Here is a 23,748-nt window from a genome sequence, read left to right as displayed (position 1 = left end):
CCGCCATGACCGACCTCGCCCCGCCCGCGCCGGCCGCCGCGCGCCGCCCCCGCCACCCGTACCTCACCGCCCTCGCCACCGCCCGGGGTCGCACCGGCCTCGCCCTCGTCGGCCTGGTCGTCCTCGCCGGGCTCCTCGCCCCGCTGCTCGCCGGACACCCGCCCACCGGCCAGAGCGGCCTCACCCTCGCCCCGGTCGGCACCCCCGGCCACCCCCTCGGCACCGACGACCTCGGCCGCGACCTGCTCTCCCGGCTCCTGTACGGCATCCGCGCCGACCTCGGCATCATCGCCGTCGCCGTCCCGCTCGGCGGCGTCCTCGGCGCCCTCCTCGCCCTGGCCGCCGCCGCCCACCCCGCCGTCGACACCGCCGTCCAGCGCGCCTTCGACCTGATCCTCGCCTTCCCCGGACTGATCCTCGCGCTCGCCGTCACCGCCGTCCTCGGGCCCGGCCGGCTCCCCGTCGTCCTGGTCATCGCGCTCGCCGAGATCCCCGTCTTCGGACGCCTCCTGCGCACCGGGATCCTCGCCCAGCGCAGCCGCGAGTACGTCACCGCCGCCCGGGTCGGAGGCAGTTCGGGCCGCCGGATCCTCACCCGGCACGTGCTGCCCAACGCCGCCGACCCGCTCGTCGTCCAGTTCGCCGTCTCCCTCACCGTCGCCGTCTTCCTCGAAGGTGCCATGAGCTTCCTCGGCGTCGGCGTCCGGCCCCCCGAACCCACCCTCGGGGCCGTCCTCAGCCAGTCCATGCCCCACCTCGCCCAGGCCCCGCACTTCGCCGCGGGCCCCCTCGTCACCGTGACCGCGCTCGTCCTCGGCCTCTCCCTCGTCGCGGAGGCGCTGAACCGGGAGATCCGCCGATGACCACCACCCCGCTCCTCGACGTCCGCGACCTCCACGTCACCTTCACCACCCCCGACGGCACCGACCTGCACGCCGTCCGGGGCGTCTCCCTCACCCTGCGCCGCGGCGAGACCGTCGCCGTCGTCGGCGAGTCCGGCTCCGGCAAGTCCACCACCGCCCTCGCCCTGCTCCGGATGCTCCCCGGCACGGGCCGGATCACCGGCGGCTCCGTCCTCCTCGACGGCACCGACCTCACCACCGCCGCCGAGGACGAGCTGCGGGCCGTCCGCGGCACCCGCGTCGGCATGGTCTTCCAGGACCCGATGACCGCCCTCAACCCGGTCCTCACCGTCGGCCGCCACCTCGACGAGGTCCTCCGCGCCCACGGCGGCCGGGACAGGGCGGCCCGCAGGGCCCGCACCCTCGAACTCCTCCGCCTCGTCGGGATCCCCGACCCGGAGCGGCGCCTCGGTGACCACCCGCACCAGTTCTCCGGCGGCCAGCGGCAGCGGATCCTCATCGCCATGGCCCTCGCCGGCGAACCCGACGTCCTGCTCGCCGACGAACCCACCACCGCCCTCGACGCCACGGTCCAGGACCAGATCCTCACCCTGCTCGGCGACCTCACCCGCACCACCGGCACCGCCCTCGTCCTCATCACCCACAACCTCGGCGTCGTCGCCCGCACCTGCGAGCGCGTCCTCGTCCTGTACGGCGGAACCGTCGTCGAGGACGGGCCCACCGCGGAAGTCCTGGCCCGCCCCCGCCACCCCTACACCGCCGGCCTGCTCGCCGCCGTGCCCCGCCTCTCCACCCCCTCCGGAACCCGCCTCACCGGCATCCCCGGCAGCCCGCCCGACCTGCGCCACCCACCCGAGGGCTGCTCCTTCGCCGCCCGCTGCCCGCTCGCCGAGGACCGCTGCCGCACCACCGCACCGGACCTCGTCCCGCTCACCGACACCGTCCGCGCCGCCTGCCACCCGGCCGCCGAGCGCTCCGCACCCCTGCCCCCGCCCCCGCCGCCCGCCCGCGCCGACCGGCCGGCGCCCGGGCCCGTCGTCCTCGCGGCCGAGGGCCTGCGCAAGACGTACCGGAGCCGCGGCCGGCACCGCCACACCGCCCTCGACGACGTCTCGCTCACCCTCAGGGCGGGGGAGACCCTCGGCATCGTCGGCGAGTCCGGCTCCGGCAAGTCGACCCTCGCCCGGATCCTCGCCCACGCCCACCCCGCCGACACCGGCCGGCTGTTCCTCGACGGCCACGACGTCACCCGGCCCGGCCGCGCGGAGCTGCGCGCCGTCCGGCGGCGCGTCCAGATGGTCTTCCAGGACCCGTACGCCTCCCTCGACCCGCGCATGACCGCCGGCGACATCGTCGCCGAGCCCCTGCGCGCCTTCGGCATCGGCACCACCGCCGACCGGCCCGCCCGCGTCGCCGAACTCCTGCGCCGCGTCGGGCTCGACCCGGCCGCCGCCGACCGGCTGCCGCGCTCCTTCTCCGGCGGCCAGCGCCAGCGCGTCGGCATCGCCCGCGCCCTCGCCCCCGAACCCGCCGTCCTCATCTGCGACGAACCCGTCTCCGCCCTCGACGTCTCGGTCCAGGCGCAGATCACCGGACTCCTCGCCGACCTCCAGGCCGACCTGGGCCTCGCCCTGGTCTTCATCGCCCACGACCTCGCCGTCGTCCGCCAGGTCAGCCACCGCATCGCCGTCATGCACGAGGGCCGGATCGTCGAGGAGGGGGCCTCCGACACCGTCTGCGAGCGGCCGCGCGCCGCGTACACCCGGGCCCTGCTCGCCGCCGTACCCGAGCCGGTCCCCGTCCCCCTGAACGTCCCCGCCGGAAAGGTGGCCGTGTGAACGCCTGCTGCACCCCGGGCCGGCCCTGCTCCGGCGGCGGCCCGTCCGGCGCCGTCCTCCTCGACCCGCCCGCGGTCCGCACCGCCCCGGCGGCCCCCGCCATGGCCGAACTCCCCGGCGGCACCTTCCGGATGGGCGACTCCTTCGGCGAGGGCTACCCGACGGACCACGAGGGACCGGTCCGAGAGGTCACCGTCGCGCCCTTCGCCCTCGACACCACGGCCGTCACCAACGCCCGCTTCGCCGCCTTCGCCGCCGCCACCGGCCACCGCACCGACGCCGAACGGCACGGCTCCTCCTTCGTCTTCCACCTCCTGCTCCACCCGGAGGCCGGCGCCCACGTCCTCGGCCGCGTCGCCGCCGCCCCCTGGTGGCTCGGCGTCGAAGGCGCCGCCTGGCACTCCCCCGAAGGCCCCGGCTCGGACATCGGCGACCGGGCCGACCACCCCGTCGTCCACATCAGCCACCGCGACGCCCTCGCCTACTGCGCCTGGGCCGGCCTCCGCCTGCCCACCGAGGCCGAATGGGAGTACGCGGCCAGGGGCGGGCTCGACGGCGCCCGCTACCCCTGGGGCGACGACCTCGCCCCCGGCGGCGAGGAGCGGTGCAACACCTGGCGCGGCGACTTCCCCCACCGCTCCGACCGGCCCGGCGGCGCCACCGGCACCGTCCCCGTCACCGCCCACCCGCCCAACGGGTACGGCCTCCACAACATGTCCGGCAACGTCTGGGAATGGTGCGCCGACGCCTGGGACCGGACCGGCCGCGAGCGCGTCATCCGCGGCGGCTCGTACCTCTGCCACGCCTCGTACTGCAACCGCTACCGCGTCGCCGCCCGCTCCCACAACACCCCGGACTCCTCGACCGGCCACGGCGGCTTCCGCTGCGCCCGCTCCCTGCCCACGGAAGGAACCGCCCGCCCATGAGCCCCGGCACCCGCCCCGACCCCTACGAGGGCTTCGCCGGTCACGCCGGCCGCACCTTCGCCGACTCCGTCCCCGCCTGGCCGGAGCGCACGACGCCGCCCGCCGGTGCCCCGAACATCGTCGTCGTCCTCGTCGACGACATGGGCTACAGCGACATCGGACCCTTCGGCTCCGAGATCCCCACCCCGGTCCTCGACCGGCTCGCCGAGGACGGCGTCCGGCTCGGCAACTACCACACCATGCCGCTCTGCTCGCCCGCCCGCGCCGCCCTGCTCACCGGCCTCAACCCGCACCGCGTCGGCTACGGCACGGTCGCCAACTTCGATCCCGGCTTCCCCGGATACGCCATGCGGATCGCCGACTCCGTCCCCACCCTCGCCGAACTCCTCCACGACGCCGGCTACGCCACCTACGCCGTCGGCAAGTGGCACCTCGTCCGCGACTCCGCCTCCCACGCCGCCGACGACCGCGCCGACTGGCCGCTCCAGAAGGGCTTCGACCAGTACTACGGGGTCCTCGAAGGACTCACCAGCCTCTTCCACCCGCACCAGCTCGTCCGGGACAACAGCCCGCTCGACATCGACGAGTTCCCGGACGGCTACTACTACACCGACGACATCACCGACCAGGCGATCTCCATGGTGAAGTCGCTCCGCGCCCACGACCCCGACAAGCCCTTCCTCCTCTACCTCGCCCACAACGCCGTCCACGGCCCCCTCCAGGCGAAGGCCGAGGACATCGCCCGCCACCGGGGCCGCTACGACGACGGCTGGGACGCCCTGCGCGAGCGCCGCTTCGCCGAACAGATCGCCCGGGGACTCTTCCCGCCGGACACCGAACTCCCCGAGCGCAACGCCGAGGCCGGGCAGGACGTGCCCGCGTGGGACGCGCTCACCGAGGAGCAACGGCGCCTCTACGCCCGCTACATGGAGGTCTACGCCGCCCTCGTCGACAACATCGACCACAACCTCGGCCGGCTCACCGACACCCTCGCCGCCCTCGGCGAACTCGACAACACCGTCATCGTCTTCACCTCCGACAACGGAGGCACCGGCGAGGGCGGTCGCGAGGGCACTCGCTCCTATTTCAGCCGCTTCGTCCACCACCCCCGCCTCCCCGGCGACTGGGACCCGGACGTCGACCGCGACCCCGAGCTCATCGGCGGCCCCCGCAGCCTCGTCCACTACCCCCGCGGCTGGGGCATGGCCTCCAACACCCCCTTCCGCCTCTACAAGGGCCACACCTACGCGGGCGGCGTCCGCGTCCCCTTCGTCCTCTCCTGGCCCGACGGCGTCCGCGCCGGCCGGCTCGCCCCCGGCGTCCGGCCGCAGTACCAGTACGTCACCGACATCACCCCCACCCTCCTCGACCTCGCCGGCGTCCCCCGCCCGGAGACCCGCCGGCGCGTCCCCGTCCAGGAACCCGACGGCATCAGCTTCGCCCCCGTCCTCGCCGACCCCGACCACGCCTCCACCCACCCCGAGCAGTACGGCGAGATGAGCGGCAACCGCAGCCACTACCGCGACGGCCACAAACTCGTCACCCTGCACCGCCCCGGCACCCCCTACGACGACACCGAATGGGCGCTGTACGACATCCGCACCGACCCCACCGAAATCCACGACCTCGCCGCCGCACGCCCGGACCTCGTCAAGGAGCTCTCGGCCGCCTGGGAGGAGGCCGCCCGGCGCAACGGCGTCTTCCCGCTGCCCGACCACAGCGGCGCCCTCGCCCGCCGCCACCCCGCCGAGCTCCGCCTCGCCCGCCCGCTCACCCTGCTGCCCGGCACCCCCGAACTGGAGCGCTACCGCTCCTCCCGGCTCGTCGCACAACGCTCCTTCGCGATCGAGGTCCTCCTCGACACCCCCGGCGAGGGCGTCCTCGTCTCCCACGGCGACCAGGGCGGCGGCTACAGCCTCTACACCGAGGACGGCCGGCTGACCTTCGCCTACAACGAGTACGGACACCTCCACGAGACCGACGCCGGCCCCCTCGGCACCGGACCCCACACGATCCTCCTGACCGCCACCGCGGAGGAGGGCCTGCGCTGGCGCTTCACGGTCGCCGTCGACGGGGAGGAGCGGGCCGCGCCCGACAGCGTCCACCAGCTGATCGGCATGGCCCCCTTCCAGGGCATCAGCGTCGGCGTCGACCGCAAGTCCCCGGTCTCCTGGCCGCTGTACGAGCGCCGCCGCTCCTTCCGCCACACCGGCGGGATCCGCTCCGTCACCTACCGGCCCGGCGCCCCCGGACCCGACGCCCCGGAGGCGGTCGCCGCCGCGCTGGAGGAGGCCGCCGCCGCCTTCGAGTGACAGGCGCCCGGCCCGGCCGGACGGGTCCCTAACCCGGCCGGGCGGCCAGTGCGTCCAGGGCCTCGTCCAGCGTCGTCGCCGCCATGATCAGGGAGAGATGGGTGAACGCCTGAGGGAAGTTGCCCAGCTGCTCGCCGCTCGGACCGATCTCCTCGGCGAACAGGCCGACATGGTTGGCGTACGTGAGCATCTTCTCGAACGCGAAACGGGCCTGGCGCACCCGCCCGGCCCGCGCCAGCGCGTCCACGTACAGGAAGGTGCACAGGCTGAACGTGCCCTCGGCGCCACGCAGCCCGTCGGGCGCGGCGCCCGGGTCGTAGCGGTGGACCAGGTTGTCGCGGACGAGGCCGCGCTCGATCGCGTCGAGGGTGCTCAGCCACACCGGGTCCGTCGGGCTCAGCAGCCCCGTCCGGGGGATGAGCAGCAGCGACGCGTCCAGCACCTCCCCGCCGAAGTACTGCGTCAGCGCCTTCCGCCGCTCGCTCCACCCCCGCCGCATGACCTGCGTGAAGATCTCGTCCCGCGCCGTCCGCCAGGTGTCCAGGGCGGCCGGCCGGCCGAACTCCTGGGCCAGCCGCAGGCCCCGGTCGAAGGCCACCCAGGACATCACCCGGCTGAAGGTGAAGTCCTTCCGCCCGCCCCGGGTCTCCCACACCCCCTCGTCGGGCGCGTCCCACGACTCGGCGAGCCAGTCGAGCATCCCCGACACCGCCCGCCACCCGTCGTACGTCGGCTGGGTGTCGAGGCCCCCGCCCTGCGCCAGCGCGTACAGCGCCTCGCCGAAGATGTCGAGCTGGAGCTGGTCCGCCGCCGCGTTCCCCACCCGGACCGGCGCCGAACCCCGGTACCCCTCGAACTCCGGCAGGAACTCCTCCGGCAGCCACGGATCCCCGTCCACCCGGTACATGATCTGCAGGGGCCGCGCGCCCGCCGGACCCGCCGACCGCTCGGTGACCCGCGCCGTCAGCCAGTCCGTGAACGCCGCCGCCTCGTCCACGAACCCCAGGTCCAGCAGGGCCCGTACGGCCAGCGAACCGTCCCGCACCCAGGTGTAGCGGTAGTCCCAGTTCCGCTCCCCGCCCACCTGCTCCGGCAGGCCCAGCGTGGGCGCCGCGATCGGCGCCCCCGACGGCAGGTACGTCAGAAGCTTCAGCGTGATCGCCGACCGGTGCACCATGTCCGGCCAGCGGCCCCGGTACCGGGCGGTGCGCACCCACCGCTGCCAGAAGTCCACCGCGTCCCACAGCGCCGCCTCCACCTCCCGCGCGTCCGGCAGCGGCGGCGGGTCCGCCTCCGGGCGGTCCACGGTGAACGAGGCACCGGCCATCTGCCCCTCGGACAGCTGGAGCCGGCCCCGTACGTCGTACGGCCCGTCCCGTTCCAGCGGCACGTTCGACTGGAGGAAGCCCGCCATCGCCGCCGAGCGGAAGGACGCCGTACGCCCGTCCACCCGGGTCTCGTGCGGGGTCCGCCCGAACCCGAACCGCGGCCGGCACTCCAGCGTGAACGTGACGCTGCCGCGCGTGCACCGCATCACCCGCATCAGGGCGTGCCGGTCCGTGGGCCTCCCGGTCCGGTCCGGCGGCATCCAGTCCATCAGCTCGCCCACCCCGTCCGGCGACATGAACCGGGTGACGAGCATCGCCGTGTCCGGGTAGTAGAGCTGCTTGACCGTCACGTCCGGCCCGTCGACGGAGAGCCGGAAGTAGCCGCCCCGGTCGTGGTCGAGGAGCGCCGAGAAGACACCCGGCGAGTCGAAGCGGGGCGCCGCGAACCAGTCGACGACGCCCTCGTCCGAGATGAGCGCGGCGGTCTGCAGGTCCCCCACCAGTCCGTGATCGGCGATGAGCGGATAGCGCTTCATCCCCCCACTATCCGCGATCGTGCCCCGGCGCGCGCCGCCGACGAGATGCCGTCGCCGGCCGGCTGGCGCACCATGGACGGAGAACGACGGACCGGTGGGAAGTGAGGAAGCACAGCCGGCTCGGGGATGCGCCTATCCGGACACGGCGGGCCCATGAAAGCAACGCCCGCGGCCCCGCAGGGCCGCCCCGCGAAGCAGAGCAGCCTCTACCGGCTCGGGCACTGGTGCGCCCGCCACTTCGTCGTCGTCGTGGCCCTCTGGCTGGCCGCCCTCGTGGGCCTCCAGATCACCGACCGGGCGGTCGGCGGCCAGTACTCCGACGACTTCGACCTCCCCGGCGCCCAGTCCTCCGACGGCCTGACCGTCCTGGAGGCGCACGACCCGGCGGCCGGCGGCTACGGTGCCCAGATCGTCCTCAACGACCCGTCCAAGCCGCTCACCGAAGAGTCGTCCGCCGTGAACTCGACGGTCACCGCCCTGGAGAAGCTGCCGGACGTCATCGGCGCCCAGAACCCGCTTCCGCCGCCCGGTACCACACCGCCCCCGGCCTCCTCCACCACCCCCGACACCGGCCCGCTCTCCACCGACGGCAAGACCGCCTACATCACCATCCGCTTCAGCGTGCCGCCGTCCACGCTCGGCACCGACTACCTGACCGGCGTCGACAGCGCCGTACAGCCGCTCAGGGACGCCGGCGTCACCGTCGAGTACGGCGGCTCGCTCGGCGAGCTCGCCCGTCCCGCCGCCGACGACCGCACCAGCGAGGCCATCGGCTTCGCCGTCGCGATCGTGGTCCTCCTGATCGGCTTCGGCAGCGTCATCGGCGCCGTGATGCCCCTGATCACCGCCCTCATCGGGGCGATCTGCGGACTCGCCCTGCTCGGCCTCATGGCGGCCGCCTTCACCTTCGGCACCGTCTCGCCGACGCTGGCCACGATGATCGGCCTCGGCGTCGGCATCGACTACGCGCTGTTCCTGATCACCCGCCACCGGCAGAACATCATGGACGGCCACGATCCCGCCGACTCCGCGGGCCTGGCGACCACCACCAGCGGCCGCGCGGTCCTCGTCTCCGGCTGCACGGTCGTCATCGCCCTCTCCGGCCTGTGGGTCTCCGGCGTCACCTTCATCGGCAAACTCGGCCTGGCGGCGGCCTTCACGGTCGTCACCGCCGTCCTCGCCGCCCTTACCCTCGTCCCCGCCCTCCTCGGCCTCGTCGGCAAGCGCATCGACCGCTACCACGTCCGCAAGCCGGTCGCCGAGACCGACGCCGAACCCGGGGCCGAAGCCCACGGCACCTGGCACCGGTACGCCCAGCGCGTCGAGCGGCGCCCCTGGTACTTCCTCGTCGGCGGCGTCGTCTCCCTGCTGATCCTGGCCTTCCCGCTGCTCTTCATCCAGCTCGGCCACATCGGCGACGGAGCGGACCCGAAGTCCTTCACCGACCGCCGCGCCTACGACCTGATCTCCACCGCCTTCGGCCCCGGTGCCAACGGCCCCCTCACCCTCGTCGTCGACCAGTCCGCCGTGCCGTCCGCCGACCGCGCCGCGCTCGCCACCAGCCTCCAGAAGGCGCTCACCGGTGTGCCCGACGCGGCCTCCATCACGCCGCTGGAGGCCACCTCCGACGGCGACGTCCTCGTCGGCACGGCCTACTCGGTCGCCTCCCCGCAGGACGAACGGACCACCGACCTCACCAACCACCTCGTCGACGACGTCCTTCCGCAGGCCGTCGCCGGCACGGACGCGCAGACCTACGTCACCGGGACGACCGCCGCTCAGGTCGACTTCCTCGACCTCGTCTCCAGCCGCCTGCCGCTCATCATCGCCGTCGTCGTCGCCCTCGCCTTCCTGGTGATCCTGACGGTCTTCCGCGGCTTCCTCGTCGCGGTCAAGGCCGCCGTCCTCAACGTGCTCTCGATCGCCGCCTCCTACGGCGTGGTCGTCGCCGTCTTCCAGTGGGGCTGGGGAGGGCCCGCGCTCGGCGTCTCCGGGAAGGTGCCCATCGAGAGCTATGTGCCGATGATGATGTTCGCGATCGTCTTCGGCCTCAGCATGGACTACGAGATCTTCCTGCTCTCCCGGGTGCGGGAGGCGTGGCTGCGCACCGGCGACTCCAAGGCGAGCGTCGCCCACGCCCTGGAGATCACCGCCCGGGTGATCACGTGCGCCGCCCTCATCATGGTCAGCGTCTTCGCCGCCTTCATCGTCTCCGACAACATCGTGGTCAAGATGCTCGGCCTGGGCCTCGCCGCCAGTGTCCTCATCGACGCGACGGTGGTACGGCTCCTGCTGGTGCCCGCCGTGATGACCCTGCTCGGCAAGCACGCCTGGTGGATCCCGCGGTGGCTGGACCGGATCCTGCCCCACCTCGACACCGAGGGCGAGGAGGCCGTCAAGCGGGACGAGGCCGCCACGACACGTCCCGCCCCGTGAACACCCCGCCCCGTGAACACCCTGGCCCGTGAACACCCCCGCGCTGGTCCACGCGGCCCCGAAAGACCCGACCCTGGACACCCCGGTGCCGGAAAACCGTCGGACCCGGCGGCCGTGAGCGGGCAGAATGCGGCCATGATCCAAGGCGACCGCACCACCGTGCCGTACACGGGAGCCGACGAGCGCACCACGCTCACGGCCATGCTCCAGTTCCAGCGCGACACCCTCGCGCTGAAGTGCGCCGGGCTCACTCCGGAGCAGCTCAAGGAGCGCGCGGTCCCGCCCTCCGGGCTCTCCCTCCTCGGCCTGGTCCGGCACGCCGCCGAGGTCGAGCGCGGCTGGTTCCGCAACGTGCTGGCGGGGGAGCGGAGCAGCAGCCCCTGGACCCCGCCCGGCTCCACGGACTGGGCCGACTTCGAGGTCGAACACGCCGACGCCGAAGCGGACTTCGCCGTCTGGCGGGCCGAGTGCGCCCGCTCCCGCGCGATCGTGGACGCGGCGGGCTCCCTCGACGCCACCGGAACGCTGGAGGAGGAGACGTACTCCGTCCGCTACGTCCTCGCCCACATGATCGAGGAGTACGCACGGCACAACGGCCACGCGGACCTGCTCCGCGAGCGCATCGACGGCAGCATCGGAGAGTGACCTTCCCCATGACGCACGACCCGCATCCCGACGTCACCGAGGCCGTGGTGCGCGAACGCCGCCTGCACGACCCCGCCGTCCGCCTCTCCCGGGCCCTCGCCGAGGAGCTGTTCGACCCCGCGTTCATCGAGGTCGGCGCCTCCGGGCGGCGCTGGACGTACGAGGAGATGCTCGCCGCCCTGCCCGAGCTCCACGGCGGCGAGGACGGCCCTCCCATCGAGGCCACGGCCTTCACCGGTGCGGTCCTCGCGCCCGGGGTCGTCCACCTCACCTACGAGACCGTCATCGACGGCCGGCACGCCCGCCGTTCGTCGCTCTGGCGCCGCGATCCCGCAGGCACGCTCCGGCTCTACTACCACCAGGGCACGCCGGTGCCGGCACCCGCTCAGGCGTAGGCGTCCGTCACGCAGTCCGCCGCGCAGCCGTACCGCCGGAAGCCGCGGCGCAGCGCGGCGGCCGCGTCCTGCCGCGGGACGTGCTCGTGCCCGTACCGCTCCCGCGCCAGCCGCTCCACGGCCTCGACGGTGACGATCGCCGGTTCGCCGTCGCCGGCGGCGCGGCGGGCCGCGACGATCGCCTGCTCCGTGGCCCGCTCCAGGTCCCGGACGTAGGCGTCATGGGCCATCCGGCCGGCCCTGCGGGCGGCGAACGGGCGCACGGCCCGCCCCTTCCACACGATCCCTGCCGCGATCAGGGCGAGCCCGGGACCGATCAGGAACACACCGCCCACGACCTCTTTGACGGTCCATCCCATGCGCCGTCGCCTCCCCCGTCCGCCGGCCGTCGATTCTACGGCCGGAGGCGCCGGTCACGCCTGCACGAGGTCGCCGTGCCGGTGCGCCACCCGCCACGCGCCGTCCTCGCGCCGGTAGGTCTGGGTGGCCCGCAGGGTGTAGGTGCGTGCCTCGCCGTCCACCGACGCGGAGACGTGCTCGAAGCACGCGGTGTAGGCCGCGTCGCCGACGACGTCGTGGCTGAGCACCTCGATGCGGTACGAGGTGCAGGCGGAGAAGCGCCGGGCGAGCGCCGTGAACAGCGTGTCCACGTCCTCCTGCCCCAGCGCGTTGTACCAGGCCCCCAGCACGCTCACCGGCTCGCGCCGCGACCAGAGGGCCCGGCGCGGTGCCGGATCCCCGTCGTGCAGCGCTCGTTCGGCGGCCTCGAGGTCGGTCCTGACCCACGTCAGGAAGTCGTCCCGGTCGGTCATGACTTCATCATGCCCACGGCCCGCCCCGGCCCGCACCCGCTGGCGCGAGGGCCCCGGCCGGCGCCCCGGAGCTCACCCCGGCGGGGGTACGGAGGCGGGGTCGGCCAGCACCGTCTCGCGGGCCAGGGCCACCGCGCCGGCCAGGGAGGCGTCGGCTCCCAGCGCCCCGGCCAGCGGCACCGGCACCGGCGCCGCGCCCGCGACCAGGGTCCTGCGGCGGGCGAGCCGTGCTTCCAGGCCGCGTTGCAGCCAGGGGTACCAGTCGGCGAGGTAGCCGCCCAGCACCACGTCGTCCACGTCGAGGAGGCTCGTCACCGCGAGGACCGCCGCGCCGAGCACTTCCCCGGCGGCGTCCAGGGCGGCGACGGCGGCCGGTTCCCCGGCGGTCAGGGCCCGGCCGAGCGCGGCGACGGCGGCCTCGGTGCCCCGTGCGGCGCGCCGGCCGCCGAGGCCCGCCGCGTCGGTCAGGGCCTCGGGACCCAGGTAGAGCGCGAGGCAGCCGCGTCCGCCGCAGGCGCAGAGGGGTCCGTCGAAGGCGACCGGCATGTGGCCGGGTTCGCCGGCGACGCCGTGGGCGCCGGCCTCGATCCGTCCGTCGAGGACGAGTCCGCCGCCGACGCCGACGTCGGCCTTCAGGTACGCGAGGGAGCGGGGCGCGGTCCCGCGCCGGACCGTCAGCTCGCGGTACTCGGCGAGGGCGGCGAGGTTGGCGTCGTTGGCGAGGACGACGGGCCCCGCGGTGTCCGCGAGCCGTTCCCGCAGCAGCGCGCCGAGATCCACGGGCCCCGTCCAGCCGAAGTCGGTGGAGAACATCCGGCCGCCGGCGGTGACGGGGCCGGGCACGGCGACGAAGGTTCCGGCGAGGTGGGCTCCGGGGTGTGCGGCGCGGGCGGTCGCCACCGTCTCCCGCACCGCGTCGGCGAGGACGTCGGCGAGGGCTCCGGGATCGCCGCCGGGAGTGGTGTGCGCGCGGTCGGTGCGGTGGCCGAGACGTCCGGCGAGGTCGGCGACGGCCAGGTGGAGCCGTTCGCGGGTGACCCGGACGGCCACGGAGACGACCCGCCCCGGCACGGTCTCCAGGTGCTGCCGGGGCCGCCCGCGCCCTCCGCCGGGGACGGATCCGGCCTCGCGGACGAGGCCCCGGGCGACGAGGTCGGCGGTGAGCGTGGTCAGGGAGGCGTGGGCCAGGCCGGTCGCGGCGGCGGCCTCGCCGCGCGAGGAGGGGCCGTGGTCGGCGAGATGGCGCAGGACGCGGGCGAGGTTGTGCCGCCGCACGTCGGCGGGGGACTCGGGGGCGGGGGCGGGACGCACTCCTGGATTCTGCCCCAGGGCGGGGCCGGGGCGGGCCCAGGGGACGGGGCGGGCCAGGCGAGGGCCAAGGGGGCAAGGGGCCAGGGGCCAGGGCCAGGGCCAGGGCAAGGCCAGGGCAAGGCCGGGGCAAGGCCGAGTCGGGGCCAGGGGGGCAGCACGGCGCATCGCCCGCCCGCCCTCACCCGCCAAGTTGACTCGTGTCAGTGACGCGTGTCACCTCTTTTATTTCAGTCATTGACGTAAATGGGGGCGGACCCCGAACCTGGCCCTGTCACCCAGCCGCCGCCGCACCGGCCCGCGCATCCCAGGAGCCGCCCCATGACCTCCCCCGGCCCCCTCGTCACCACCACCCGCGGCCCCGTCCGCGGCGAGCGCCGCGCCGACGGCACGTACCGCTTCCTCGGCATCCCCTACGCCAAGCCGCCCGTCGGGGAACTGCGCTTCGCCGCCCCCGAGCCGCCCGAGCCGTGGACCGAGCCGCTGGACGCGACCGCCTACGGCCCGACCGCCCAGCGCCGCCCCTTCGCCGAGGTCACCACCATCCCCGAGCCCAGCGTTCCGGGCGCCGGAGTCCTCAACCTCAACGTCTTCACCCCCGGCACCGCCCCCGCCGAGGGCCTGCCCGTCCTGGTCTGGATCCACGGCGGCGGTTTCGTCGCCGGCTCCGCGGCCAGCCCCTGGTACGACGGCGCCGCCTTCAACCGCGACGGCGTCGTCCTCGTCTCCGTCGGCTACCGGCTCGGCATCGAGGGCTTCCTGAGTCTGGAGGACGCCCCCGACAACCGCGGCGTCCGCGACTGGATCGCCGCCCTCACCTGGGTCCGCGACAACATCGCCGCCTTCGGCGGAGACCCCGCCAAGGTGACGATCGCCGGCCAGTCCGCCGGTGGCGGCGCCGTCCTGACCCTGCTCTCCGTCCCCTCCGCCCAGGGCCTCTTCCGCGGCGCGCTCGCCGTCTCCGGGGCCGTCCTGCGCCCCGACGGCCCCGGGGCCGCCCGCGCCGCCGCCCGCCTGTTCACCGCCCGCACCGGCCTCCCCGCCACCGCCGAGGCCCTGCGCGACCTGGGCGACGACGAGATCCTCGCCCTCCAGGACCGGCTCGCCGAGGACGGGCCCGACCGCGAGGGGCTGCCGCCGATGCTGGCCCTCGCCCCCTTCGCGGACGGCGACCTCGTCCCCGTACCGGCCGCGGACGCCCTCACCACCGGCGACGCGGGCGCCGCCGTCCCGCTCATGCTCGGCTTCACCGCCGGCGAGTTCTCGATGATCCCCGGACCCGGCGACGACGGCCCGCCGCTCCCGCTCCTCCTCGGCGCGCTGGGCCTCGATCCGGCGCGCACCGGCGCGTTCGCCGCCGCCTACCCGGACGCACCCGAGGACGCCCTCTTCGGCCAGGCGATGACCGACGCCATGTTCCGGGCCCCGAACCTGGCCGTCGCCGACGCCCGCGCCGCCCGTGAACGCCCCACCTGGCTGTACGAGTTCACCTGGCGCTCGCCGGTCGCCGGCCTCGCCGTGCACTGCCTGGACCTGCCGTTCGCCTTCGACCTCCTCGGCGCGGAGGGCGTCCCCGAGATCGCCGGCCCCACCCCGCCGCAGGCCCTCGCCGACGCCGTCCACCGCGCCTGGGTCGCCTTCGTCAAGGACCAGGACCCGGGCGCCGACTGGCCCCGCTACACCGCCGGCACCCGCGCCACCAAGGTCTGGGACACCGACAGCCGCGTCGAGCCCGACCCGGTCCGGCACGTGCGCGACCTCTGGCTGAACTGACCGGCCGCCGCGCGGACTTCCGGGACCGGGACCCGGGTCGGTCCGCCGCTCCGGGCGTCACACGCTTTTCACGTTCCGTGCATGGAACGCCGCCGGACCCGCGCCGATGATCGACCGAGCGCGCCTCCCCGCACCCCGCAGCGGGGAGCGCGCGCGTCCCCGGACCCCGCAGCGGGGAGCGCGCGCGTCCCCGCACCCCGCAGCGGGGAGCGCGCGCGTCCCCGGACCGGTCCGACCGCCGCGCGGCCGAGGAGTCCCGCATGCCCAGCCGCCGCCGCTTCCTCGCCGGATCCGCCGCCGCGGTGGGCGCGGGCGCCCTCTCCGCGACGGCCGCCACGACCCTCCCCGTCGCGGCGGCGACCCGGGCCGGGCCGCAGGACACCGCCCTCCCGGCCGGCCGGGGCGGCTCAGCCCTCGAAGCCGATCGTCCCGTCCGGCAGGACCGCCTCGACCCGCGCGCCGTGCTCGACCGTGCGGCTCACCGTGCAGAACTTCTCGTGGGTGAGCCGCACCCCGCGCGCGAACACCTCCTCCGCCTTCGGGTTGGAGTCCGGCAGGTCGAACTCGTAACTCACCCGGATCCGGCCGATCCGGCCGTCGTCCTCCGGCGTCGACACCGACTCCACGACGATCCGCAGATCGTCGTGGTCCACCGCCCGCGCGGTCCGGTCGATCACCAGGCCGCCGCAGCCGCCCATCGCCGCGAGCAGCAGCTCCACCGGCGTGAACGACGGCTGCGCGCCGTCGTCGTCCGCCGCGGCCATCAGCACCTCCGCACCCCGGTCGTTGCGGGCGGTCCACCGCCGGTATCCGGTACGGACGGTCTCGACGCGGTAATCGGCCATGGGGGCGTGCTCCTCGGCTGGGCTCGTACGTGTGCCCCGTACGGTACGGCGCACGGACACCCGGACCCCACCCGACCGGCCGGGCGTCAGCGCGCCGCGTCCGCCGCCGAACGCTCCCGCACCACGCGGCCCCACGCCCCGGCCGCCGCGCCCCAGACCGACCGCAGCAGGACGTCGTCCCGCCGCACGGAGGCCACCGCCGCGACCGGATCGCCGCCCGCGTCCCGCACCGCCTCCGCGTCGGCCCGCGCCCACACCGCGACCGCGTCGCCATCCACCTCCGGATGGAACTGCACGCCCCACGCCACAGGACCGGCCCGGAACGCCTGGTACCGGCAGTCGTCCCCGCCCAGCAGCGGCACGGCGCCCGGGGGCAGTCCGACGATGTCGTCGAAGTGCCACTGCGCCGCCGGCGCCCCCTCCGGCACCGGCCCGAACACCGGATCCCCCGTCACGCCCGGCAGCCGCCGCAGGGGTACGGAGCCCACCTCCGGCCCCCGCGCCCTCGGCGCGACCGCCCCGCCGAGCGCGTCCGCGACGAGCTGACCGCCCAGACATATCCCGAGCAGCGGAACCTCCCGGCGGACCGCCTCGCGCACCAGCTCCCGCACCCGCCCCAGCCAGGGCGCCGCCCCGTCGTCCCGGCAGCCGACCGACCCGCCCAGCACCACGAGACCGCCGTACCCCGCCAGGGCGGAGGGCAGATCCCCGCCCCGCCACGGATGCCGCACGTCCAGCGGCAGCCCGTCCGCCGCCAGCCGCTCCCCGACCAGCCCGGGTCCCGCCCCGTCCTCGTGCTGCACCACGAGCACCGACACCGCCATGACCCCGCCCCTTCCGCCGTCCCTCCGGACGCCCAGTGGACACCGCCCACCCCCGGCCCGGGAAGAGTGTGCTCGAATACGGCCCATGGACGCCTCCGACCGCCTGTGGATCTGCCCGTTCCCGCCGATCGACCCCGACACCCCCGAGGTGCTCCTCGCCGTCGACCACCTCTCCGCCGACCCGGCCGAACGCATGGTCTGCGCGCTCCTGAACCGGGGCCACGAAGGGCGGGAAGGCGTCTTCCACCTCCTCCCCGACGACCTGACGGCCCGCTACCGGCGGACCGGCGACCGGCTCGCCGTCACCCTGCTCGCTCCCCGGGACGTGGTGGCGGCCGACGTGGCCGACCGGACCGACGGCCTGAGCGACCACCTCGACGCCCTGCCGCGCGATCCCCTCGACCCCGGGCGCGTGGTCCTCCTCCACCGCGAGAAGGTCACGTCCTTCGTGCCCGCCGCCGAGGACGACGAGCGCCGGCCCGTCCTCCTCCTCGACCACGTCGGCGGATCCGTCGGCCCCGCCGAACTGGCCGACCTCTTCGAGGACGGCGGGGCGACCGTCGCCGTCGTCCCCGCGACGGAACATCCCGCCCCCTGAAACACCGGACGGTCAGCCGCCGTTCGGAGTGACGAGTCCGGACTCGTAGGCGAGCACGACGAGTTGGGCCCGGTCGCGCACGCCCAGCTTGGTCATCGCCCGGTTGACGTGCGTCTTCGCGGTCAGCGGGCTGATCACCATGCGGCCGGCGATCTCGTCGTTGGACAGCCCGCGCGCCACCAGGACCACCGCCTCGCGCTCCCGGACGGTCAGCTCCGCCAGGCCCGGACCCGCGACGGCGGGCGGCGGCTGCGCCAGATACCGGTGGACGAGCCTGCGCGTGATCGAGGGCGCGAGGAGGGCGTCCCCGCGCGCGGCCACCCGCACGGCGTGCAGGAAGTCCTCCGGCAGCACGTCCTTGACGAGGAACCCGGCGGCGCCGGCACGCAGCGCGTCGAGCACGTACTCGTCCAGCCCGTAGTTGGTCAGGATGACGACGTGCACCCCGGCGAGGGCCGGATCGGCCGCGATCCGCCGGGTGGTCTCGATGCCGTCGACGACGGGCATGCGGACGTCGACCAGCGCCACGTCCGGCCGGTGCGTCCGGGCGAGCGCCAGGGCCTCCTGCCCGTCGGACGCCTCGGCCACCACCTCGATGTCGTCCTCCAGGTCGAGCAGGGCGCGGAACCCGCTGCGGAGGAGCGGCTGGTCGTCGACGAGCAGGACACGGATCACGGGGTGCGCTCCACGGGCAGTTCGGCACGGACGGAGAAGCCGCCGCCGTCGCGCGGACCGGCACGGAGCCGCCCGCCGAGGGCGGTGACGCGCTCGCCCATGCCGAGCAGGCCGAGACCGGGTACCGGCGCCGCGTCCGGCGCGGCCCGCCCGTCGTCGTCCACCCGCACCGCCAGCGAACCGGGGCACCAGTCGATCCGGACGGTGGCCGCGCCCGCCCCGGAGTGCCGGGCGACGTTCGTCAGTGACTCCTGGACGACCCGGTACACCGTACGGTCCACCGCCGCCGGCACGTCCGCGACGCGTCCCTCCACCGTCAGCGTGGCGTCCACGCCCAACACCCGCACGCTCTCCACCAGTTCCGGTACGTCGGCGAGACCGCGCGGCGGAGCCGTGTCGTCGTCGCGCAGCGCCTCCAGGGTCGCCCGCAGCTCCCGGCTCGCCTCGCGTCCCGCCTCCTGGATGGCGAGCAGCGCGGCCGGCACCTCCTCGCCCCGCCTGCGGGCCACATGGACGGCGACCTCGGCCTGCACCTTGACCACCGAGATCTGGTGAGTGAGCGAGTCGTGCAACTCCCGGGCGATCCGCAGCCGTTCCTCGTCGGCCCGACGGCGGGCCGCCTCCTCGCGGGTCCGCTCGGCCTCGTCCGCCCGCCGCTCGGCCTGCCGCAGCGCCTCGCCCGCGGCCGCCGCGGCGACCAGCCAGGCGATCTCCAGCGCGCCCCGCGCCCGCGCGAACGCCTCGCCCACGCCGTACGGCCCCGAGAGCAGGGCCGCCACCGGCAGCGCCGCCAGCATGAGCACGCTCCCCACCGCCGTGACGGTGCGGTGCCCCGCCCGGACGGCCGCGTACACGGCGAACAGATAGGCCACCACCGGCACGTCGAATCCCGCCGCCTGGTAGCCGATCGCGCACGCCCCCGTCACCGCGAGCACCGCCCGGGGCGCCCGGCGCCGTGCGGCGAGGGCCAGCCCGCCCGCGGCGAGCAGCCCGTATCCGAGGACGGCCTGGCCCGCGCCGGGCCGGAGCCCGGACACCGCCGTGACCAACAGCGCCGCCGTCACGCCCAGGGCGATGGCCCCGTCCCCGTACCGCTGCCGGACACCCGCCCCCGCTTCCGTCATGAGCGCACCCTAACCGGCCCGCGGGCCACGGGAGTCGGCCCCGGGGACGAGCCCCGGACTACCACGGCCGCAGTAGTCGGCCGGCCCGTACCACCACGGCGGCAGACGAGGTGTCCGCGCCCGGCGGACGACCGCGGGCGGGGGCGGCGGACATGCTCGGAGCACCGGCCCGCCGCACGGCGCGGAGACACCGGTCCACCGCACGAGAAGGAGTCCGCCCATGTCCGTCCGCCGCCTGCTCGCCACCGCCACGGCAGCCCTGCTCGGGGGCCTCGCCCTCGCCGCCCCCGCCGCGGCCGCCGCCCCGGGCGCGTCCCTGGCCGCCTCCGTCACCACCGTCGGCGCCGGCCGGCTCGGCTCGTCCGCCGGCGCGGTGCTCGGACTCCTCGGCCTGGTCGTGGCGTGGCGGGCCCTGGCCCGTCCCGCCGGCCGCCTCGGCATCGCGACCGGACCGCGCGGCCCGCTGCTCGCCCTCGCGGCCGGGGCGGTCGCCCTCGTCCTCGGCGGTCTCGTCGCGGTCACCGCCGAGGGCGGCCTCGGCACCGGCAACGGCCTGGGCGGCGCCTACGTGGCCCTGCTCGTCGGCCTCGCCGCGACGGTCCTGGGCGCCCGCGCCCTCGCCCGCTCCCGCCGCCGCACCGCCTGAGGAGCCGGCCCGCGCGGCCTCCGGTCCCGGGCCCGGTCGCGGACGGCGGCCCGGCCCCACCACGCCGCGGTCGCCGGCCTCAGGCTGAGTACCCACCCCGTCCCGCCTGAGTACGCCGGCGGATCCGCCACGCGCCCCGACCGGGTGGAATGGGGGTATGACCTTCCGTCCTGCACGCCGCACCCGGCCTCTCCGCCACGTCTCGGCGACCGGCACCGCCCTCGTGGTGGCGCTCGGGCCGGTCGTGGTGGGCGCTCTGCTCGCCCGCTCGGTCGGGGGCGATCCGATGGTCTCCGTCAACGCGCTCATCGCCGGCGGCGGGCAGCGGGCCCGGGTCTCCCGGGACCAGCTGCGGTCCTGCCGGGGGCGGATGGACGCTCGCCGGGTTCAGGCCGTGCGCGGCTTGCGGGCCAGGGCGAACCCCTGGGGCGAGGCGTCCGAGGGGCCGGGTTCGCGGACCAGCCGCGCGGACTCCACCAGCCCCGCGTCGCCCAGGAGGCGGGCGACCAGGTCCGGGGCCCACCGGTAGACGTCGAGGTCCACCTCGTGGCCGTCCGCCCGCGCGCCGGCCGCCACCCGCTCCGCGAACGCCGCGAGGACCCCCCGGTCCAGGGACGCGGTCGCCGGCTGATCGGCCGGCAGCCGCCGGTAGGCGGCGGCGACGGTGCCGTACGAGCGGCGGGTGGCGTCGGTGCGGGCGGATCGTTCCGCCGGGGCGCCCGGTTGGGTGGCGGTCATCCCAGGCACCCAATGGCACCGGCCCAGCCGGCCCGCCCACCGGCCGAAAACCGGCAGACCTGACCGAAAGCGCCTCTGACCAGCACGGATCTTTCGCGTTTTCCTCACCGAAGCGGCCCCGCCACGCCCCGCGATGCGCGATGATCGCCCCCGCACCCGAGAAGGACCGGACCCCTCGGGCCGGTACGGCAGCGTCGAAAGGCACCCCCCTCATGGCCAGGCGGCACCCCGCGCGCGAGAACGAACAGAGCCCCCCGCCCGCCGACGCGCCCGGCCCCGGCCGCCGGCGCTTCCTCGGCTACGTACTGGCGGCTCCCACCCTCACCGTCGCGGCCCAGGCCGGCGCCGGGGCGATCGCCCCCACGACCGCCGAGGCCGTCGTCCCGTCGCTGCCCGGCCCGGCCGAACTCCTCGACCTCAACGACCTGCTGACCACGGCCGCCCTGCCGACCAGCCACCTCATCACCATCCGGCTCGACCCCGACGGCACGGCCCACTTCGCGCTGCCGCGCGCCGAGGTCGGCCAGGGCGTCACCACCTCCTCCGCCATGCTCATCGCGGAGGAGCTGGACCTGCCCCTGGAGAAGGTGAAGGTCACCCTCGCCGACGCCCGCCCGGAGCTGCTCTTCAACCAGCTCACCGGAGGTTCCAACACCACCGTCTCCACCTACACCCCGATCCGGGTGGCCGCCGCCGTCGCCCGCGGCCGGCTGCTGCACGCCGCCTCCCTCGTCCTCGGCGAGGCCGTCTCCACCCTCACCACCAAGGCCGGCACGGTCCTCTCCCCGGCCGGGGCCGTCCTCGGCTACGGCGAACTCGCCGCCCGGGCCGCCGCCGTGGCGGACACCGCCGTCGCCGTCACCCTCAAGGACCGCGAGGACTTCCGGGTCATCGGGACGGCCCGCCGCCGCCTCGACGCGCTCGACGCCGTCACCGGCCGCAAGAAGTTCGCCATGGACCTCCAGGTGGACGGCGCCCTGCCGACGATGGTCTGCCGCCCGCCCACCATCAACGGCACCGTCCGCTCCGTCGCCAACCTCGGCGCCGTACGGGCCATGCCGGGCGTCACCGACGTCGTCACCGTCTCCTCGGGCGTCGCCGTCCGCGCCCGCACCTTCGGCCAGTGCGTCGACGCCGTCCGCGCCCTCGACGTCGACTGGGGCCCCGGCACCGCCGAGGACGCCACCGACGCCACCGTCCTCGCCGAGCTGCGCCGGGCCGAACTCCCGCTCGTCGTCCCGCCGCTCCCGCTGCTCACCAAGGCCGTCGACGCCCGCTTCACCTTCCACTTCGCGAGCAACAGCGCCCTGGAGACCAACTGCGCCATCGCGGACGTCCGCCCAGACTCCGCCGAGATCTGGGGATCGCTGAAGGCCCCGATCGTCGCGCAGGAGCAGCTCGCGCTCCGTCTGGGGCTGCCGGTCTCCGCGGTGAAGGTGCACGTCACCGAGGGCGGCGGCTCCTTCGGCCGCAAGCTCTTCCACGACGCCGCCCACGAGGCCGCGGAGATCTCGAAGAAGCTCGGCAAGCCGGTGAAGCTGATGTGGCACCGCACCGACGACTTCCGGCAGGGGCGTACCCACCCCATGTCGACCTCGCGGGTCCGCGCCACCTACTCGCTCGGCGAGGTCCTGACGTACGAGCAGCGGCACACCTCGGTGGCGACCGACTTCGGGCACGGCATCGGGGAGGTGCTGACGGCGGAGGCGGCCCGGCTGCCGGTCGCCGACGCGGCCTTCTCCCAGACGATGTTCCAGCTCACCCAGATCAGCCCTTACCACCTCGGCGTCACCACCCAGCTCCTCTCCGAGACCGACAAGGGCTACAACACGGGCTCGATGCGGAACATCTACTCGCCCAACGTGCGCACCGCCCAGGAGCTCGTGATCGACGAGCTGGCCCGCCGTCTGGGCGAGGACGCCTACGAGCTGCGCCGCCGCCTGATGAAGGAGTCGCGGGCCCGCGCGGTCCTCGACAAGGTCGCCCAGCTCGGGCGGTGGGGCCGGCCGATGGCGCCGGGCACCGCGCAGGGCATCGCCGTGCATCCCGAGTACCACTCGTACGTGGCCGTGCTCGCCGAGATCGACTGCCGGCCCGCGACCACCGGACGCACGGTCCCGAACGCGTACACCGGGCCCCGCGTCACCAAGGTGGTCTGCGCCGTCGACGTCGGCCTCGCCGTCAATCCGCGCGGTCTGGAGGCGCAGATGATGGGCGGCATCTCGGACGGCATCGCGCTGGCCCTCACCTCCGGGCTGCACCTGAAGGACGGCGCCTTCCTGGAGTCCAGCTGGGACAACTACTACTACACCCGGCAGTGGAACACCCCGCCCGAGCTGGAGATCGTCGTCATGCCGCCGACCGGCGACAAGCCCGGCGGCGCGGGCGAGCTGGCCGTGGCGGCGGCGATGGCGGCCGTCGCGGGCGCCTACGGCCGGGCCACCGGCACGATGCCGACCGTCTTCCCGGTCAACCACACCGCCCCGCTCACCTTCACGCCCGCGCCGGCCGTCCCGCCGGTCCCGGCCTCCCCGACCGACGGCCGCGACCGCGTCCTCTAGTTCCCCCCGGAGTCTCCCGTGCCTCAGCACACCTTCATCCTCAACGGCAAGGCCGTCACCGCCGAGGTCGAGTCCGACGTCCGGCTCCTGTGGGTCCTCAGGGACGTCCTCGGCGTCACCGGACCCAAGTACGGCTGCGGGGTCGGCGTCTGCCGGGCCTGTACGAGCCATCTCAACGGCAAGGCGTTCACGCCCTGCGCGGTCCCGGTCGGCGAGCTCGCCCCGGAGGACGAGGTCACCACCATCGAGGGTCTTCCCGGGACCGCCGGCGCCGAGCTGCACCCGATGCAGGAGGCGTGGCTGGACCTGGACGTCGCCCAGTGCGGCTTCTGCCAGCCCGGGCAGATCATGGCGGCCGTCGACGCGGTCCGCCGGGCCCGCGAGGCGGGCCGCGAGGTCACCGAGGCCGATCTCGACGCGCTGCGCAACATCTGCCGCTGCGGCACCTACCACCGGATCCGGCAGGCGGTCCTGGAGGGGGCCCGCCGCATGCCCTGACGGCGAACGGTGAAGCGCGTGCCGTCCAGGGAACGCGCGAAGGCCCCCGCCGCGGGCGCGGCGGGGG

The 23,748-nt window shown here is 75.4% G+C and carries 21 protein-coding genes; 12 read left to right on the top strand and 9 right to left on the bottom strand.

Going from position 1 to position 23,748, the window contains the following annotated elements:
• Positions 1-5 precede the first annotated feature (5 nt).
• The 4 genes from ACFVU3_RS04345 (at position 6) to ACFVU3_RS04330 (ending at position 5,939) form a co-directional block, all read left to right on the top strand.
• On the top strand, positions 6-863 hold the full coding sequence (locus ACFVU3_RS04345) for an ABC transporter permease (protein WP_390063507.1): 858 nt from the start codon (positions 6-8) through the stop codon (positions 861-863).
• On the top strand, positions 860-2,701 hold the full coding sequence (locus ACFVU3_RS04340) for an ABC transporter ATP-binding protein (protein ID WP_390063505.1): 1,842 nt from the start codon (positions 860-862) through the stop codon (positions 2,699-2,701). Before ACFVU3_RS04345 ends, ACFVU3_RS04340 begins: the two co-directional genes overlap by 4 nt.
• A 101-nt stretch (positions 2,702-2,802) precedes the next feature.
• Positions 2,803-3,627 carry a formylglycine-generating enzyme family protein gene (locus tag ACFVU3_RS04335; protein ID WP_390063667.1) on the top strand — a complete coding sequence of 275 codons (825 nt, stop codon included), beginning with the start codon at positions 2,803-2,805 and terminating at the stop codon, positions 3,625-3,627.
• Complete coding sequence (locus ACFVU3_RS04330) at positions 3,624-5,939, top strand: arylsulfatase (protein ID WP_390063503.1); 2,316 nt, start codon at positions 3,624-3,626, stop codon at positions 5,937-5,939. Before ACFVU3_RS04335 ends, ACFVU3_RS04330 begins: the two co-directional genes overlap by 4 nt.
• Positions 5,940-5,967: 28 nt before the next feature.
• On the opposite strand, the gene ACFVU3_RS04325 is transcribed toward ACFVU3_RS04330, so the two are convergent.
• Entirely contained in the window at positions 5,968-7,803 is a 1,836-nt protein-coding gene (locus ACFVU3_RS04325; RefSeq protein ID WP_390063501.1) for a glycoside hydrolase family 15 protein, read from the bottom strand.
• A gap of 153 nt (positions 7,804-7,956) precedes the next feature.
• On the opposite strand from ACFVU3_RS04325, the gene ACFVU3_RS04320 reads away from it, so the two are divergent.
• From ACFVU3_RS04320 to ACFVU3_RS04310, 3 genes are all read left to right on the top strand, one after another.
• Positions 7,957-10,239, top strand: coding sequence for an MMPL family transporter (locus ACFVU3_RS04320; protein ID WP_390063499.1), 2,283 nt, complete (start codon positions 7,957-7,959; stop codon positions 10,237-10,239).
• Positions 10,240-10,374: 135 nt separating this feature from the next.
• Complete coding sequence (locus ACFVU3_RS04315) at positions 10,375-10,884, top strand: DinB family protein (RefSeq protein ID WP_390063498.1); 510 nt, start codon at positions 10,375-10,377, stop codon at positions 10,882-10,884.
• 8 nt (positions 10,885-10,892) lie between these two features.
• Positions 10,893-11,279 (top strand): DUF4440 domain-containing protein, encoded by a 387-nt coding sequence (locus ACFVU3_RS04310; RefSeq protein WP_390063666.1) that lies wholly within the window; start codon positions 10,893-10,895, stop codon positions 11,277-11,279.
• On the opposite strand, the gene ACFVU3_RS04305 is transcribed toward ACFVU3_RS04310, so the two are convergent.
• From ACFVU3_RS04305 to ACFVU3_RS04295, 3 genes are all read right to left on the bottom strand, one after another.
• Complete coding sequence (locus ACFVU3_RS04305; protein ID WP_390063497.1) at positions 11,270-11,638, bottom strand: hypothetical protein; 369 nt, start codon at positions 11,636-11,638, stop codon at positions 11,270-11,272. The genes ACFVU3_RS04310 and ACFVU3_RS04305 overlap by 10 nt on opposite strands.
• Positions 11,639-11,692: 54 nt before the next feature.
• Positions 11,693-12,091, bottom strand: a complete 399-nt coding sequence (locus ACFVU3_RS04300; RefSeq protein ID WP_390063495.1) for a nuclear transport factor 2 family protein — start codon at positions 12,089-12,091, stop codon at positions 11,693-11,695.
• 72 nt (positions 12,092-12,163) lie between these two features.
• Positions 12,164-13,402 carry an ROK family protein gene (locus tag ACFVU3_RS04295; protein ID WP_390063494.1) on the bottom strand — a complete coding sequence of 413 codons (1,239 nt, stop codon included), beginning with the start codon at positions 13,400-13,402 and terminating at the stop codon, positions 12,164-12,166.
• A gap of 318 nt (positions 13,403-13,720) precedes the next feature.
• Between ACFVU3_RS04295 and ACFVU3_RS04290 the strand changes: the two genes are divergently transcribed.
• Positions 13,721-15,172: a carboxylesterase/lipase family protein gene (locus ACFVU3_RS04290; RefSeq protein WP_390063493.1), complete on the top strand. Its 1,452-nt coding sequence runs from the start codon at positions 13,721-13,723 to the stop codon at positions 15,170-15,172.
• A 407-nt stretch (positions 15,173-15,579) separates the two neighbouring features.
• On the opposite strand, the gene ACFVU3_RS04285 is transcribed toward ACFVU3_RS04290, so the two are convergent.
• Positions 15,580-16,017: an OsmC family protein gene (locus ACFVU3_RS04285; RefSeq protein ID WP_390063491.1), complete on the bottom strand. Its 438-nt coding sequence runs from the start codon at positions 16,015-16,017 to the stop codon at positions 15,580-15,582.
• An 86-nt stretch (positions 16,018-16,103) separates the two neighbouring features.
• Positions 16,104-16,841 (bottom strand): type 1 glutamine amidotransferase, encoded by a 738-nt coding sequence (locus ACFVU3_RS04280; RefSeq protein ID WP_390063490.1) that lies wholly within the window; start codon positions 16,839-16,841, stop codon positions 16,104-16,106.
• A gap of 85 nt (positions 16,842-16,926) precedes the next feature.
• On the opposite strand from ACFVU3_RS04280, the gene ACFVU3_RS04275 reads away from it, so the two are divergent.
• On the top strand, positions 16,927-17,439 hold the full coding sequence (locus ACFVU3_RS04275) for a hypothetical protein (protein WP_390063489.1): 513 nt from the start codon (positions 16,927-16,929) through the stop codon (positions 17,437-17,439).
• Between the two features lie 12 nt (positions 17,440-17,451).
• Here the strand turns inward: ACFVU3_RS04275 and ACFVU3_RS04270 are convergent, their stop codons facing one another.
• Together ACFVU3_RS04270 and ACFVU3_RS04265 are read right to left on the bottom strand one after the other, a co-directional pair.
• Complete coding sequence (locus tag ACFVU3_RS04270; protein ID WP_390063487.1) at positions 17,452-18,114, bottom strand: response regulator; 663 nt, start codon at positions 18,112-18,114, stop codon at positions 17,452-17,454.
• On the bottom strand, positions 18,111-19,238 hold the full coding sequence (locus tag ACFVU3_RS04265) for a sensor histidine kinase (protein WP_390063486.1): 1,128 nt from the start codon (positions 19,236-19,238) through the stop codon (positions 18,111-18,113). The genes ACFVU3_RS04270 and ACFVU3_RS04265 overlap by 4 nt, the downstream gene beginning before the upstream one ends.
• Before the next feature lie 220 nt (positions 19,239-19,458).
• On the opposite strand from ACFVU3_RS04265, the gene ACFVU3_RS04260 reads away from it, so the two are divergent.
• The gene (locus ACFVU3_RS04260; RefSeq protein ID WP_390063484.1) at positions 19,459-19,884 is read left to right on the top strand and encodes a DUF6223 family protein; all 426 of its coding nucleotides are present in this window, start codon (positions 19,459-19,461) and stop codon (positions 19,882-19,884) included.
• A 387-nt stretch (positions 19,885-20,271) separates the two neighbouring features.
• On the opposite strand, the gene ACFVU3_RS04255 is transcribed toward ACFVU3_RS04260, so the two are convergent.
• Positions 20,272-20,622 carry a hypothetical protein gene (locus ACFVU3_RS04255; RefSeq protein ID WP_390063482.1) on the bottom strand — a complete coding sequence of 117 codons (351 nt, stop codon included), beginning with the start codon at positions 20,620-20,622 and terminating at the stop codon, positions 20,272-20,274.
• Between the two features lie 212 nt (positions 20,623-20,834).
• Between ACFVU3_RS04255 and ACFVU3_RS04250 the strand changes: the two genes are divergently transcribed.
• The gene (locus ACFVU3_RS04250) at positions 20,835-23,183 is read left to right on the top strand and encodes a molybdopterin cofactor-binding domain-containing protein (protein ID WP_390063481.1); all 2,349 of its coding nucleotides are present in this window, start codon (positions 20,835-20,837) and stop codon (positions 23,181-23,183) included.
• A gap of 18 nt (positions 23,184-23,201) precedes the next feature.
• Entirely contained in the window at positions 23,202-23,681 is a 480-nt protein-coding gene (locus ACFVU3_RS04245; protein ID WP_390063479.1) for a (2Fe-2S)-binding protein, read from the top strand.
• Positions 23,682-23,748 lie beyond the last annotated feature (67 nt).

The sequence above is a fragment of the Streptomyces sp. NPDC058052 genome, assembly GCF_042885515.1.
Taxonomy (GTDB): Bacteria; Actinomycetota; Actinomycetes; order Streptomycetales; family Streptomycetaceae; genus Streptomyces.
This window is presented reverse-complemented; position numbering and strand designations above follow the sequence as displayed.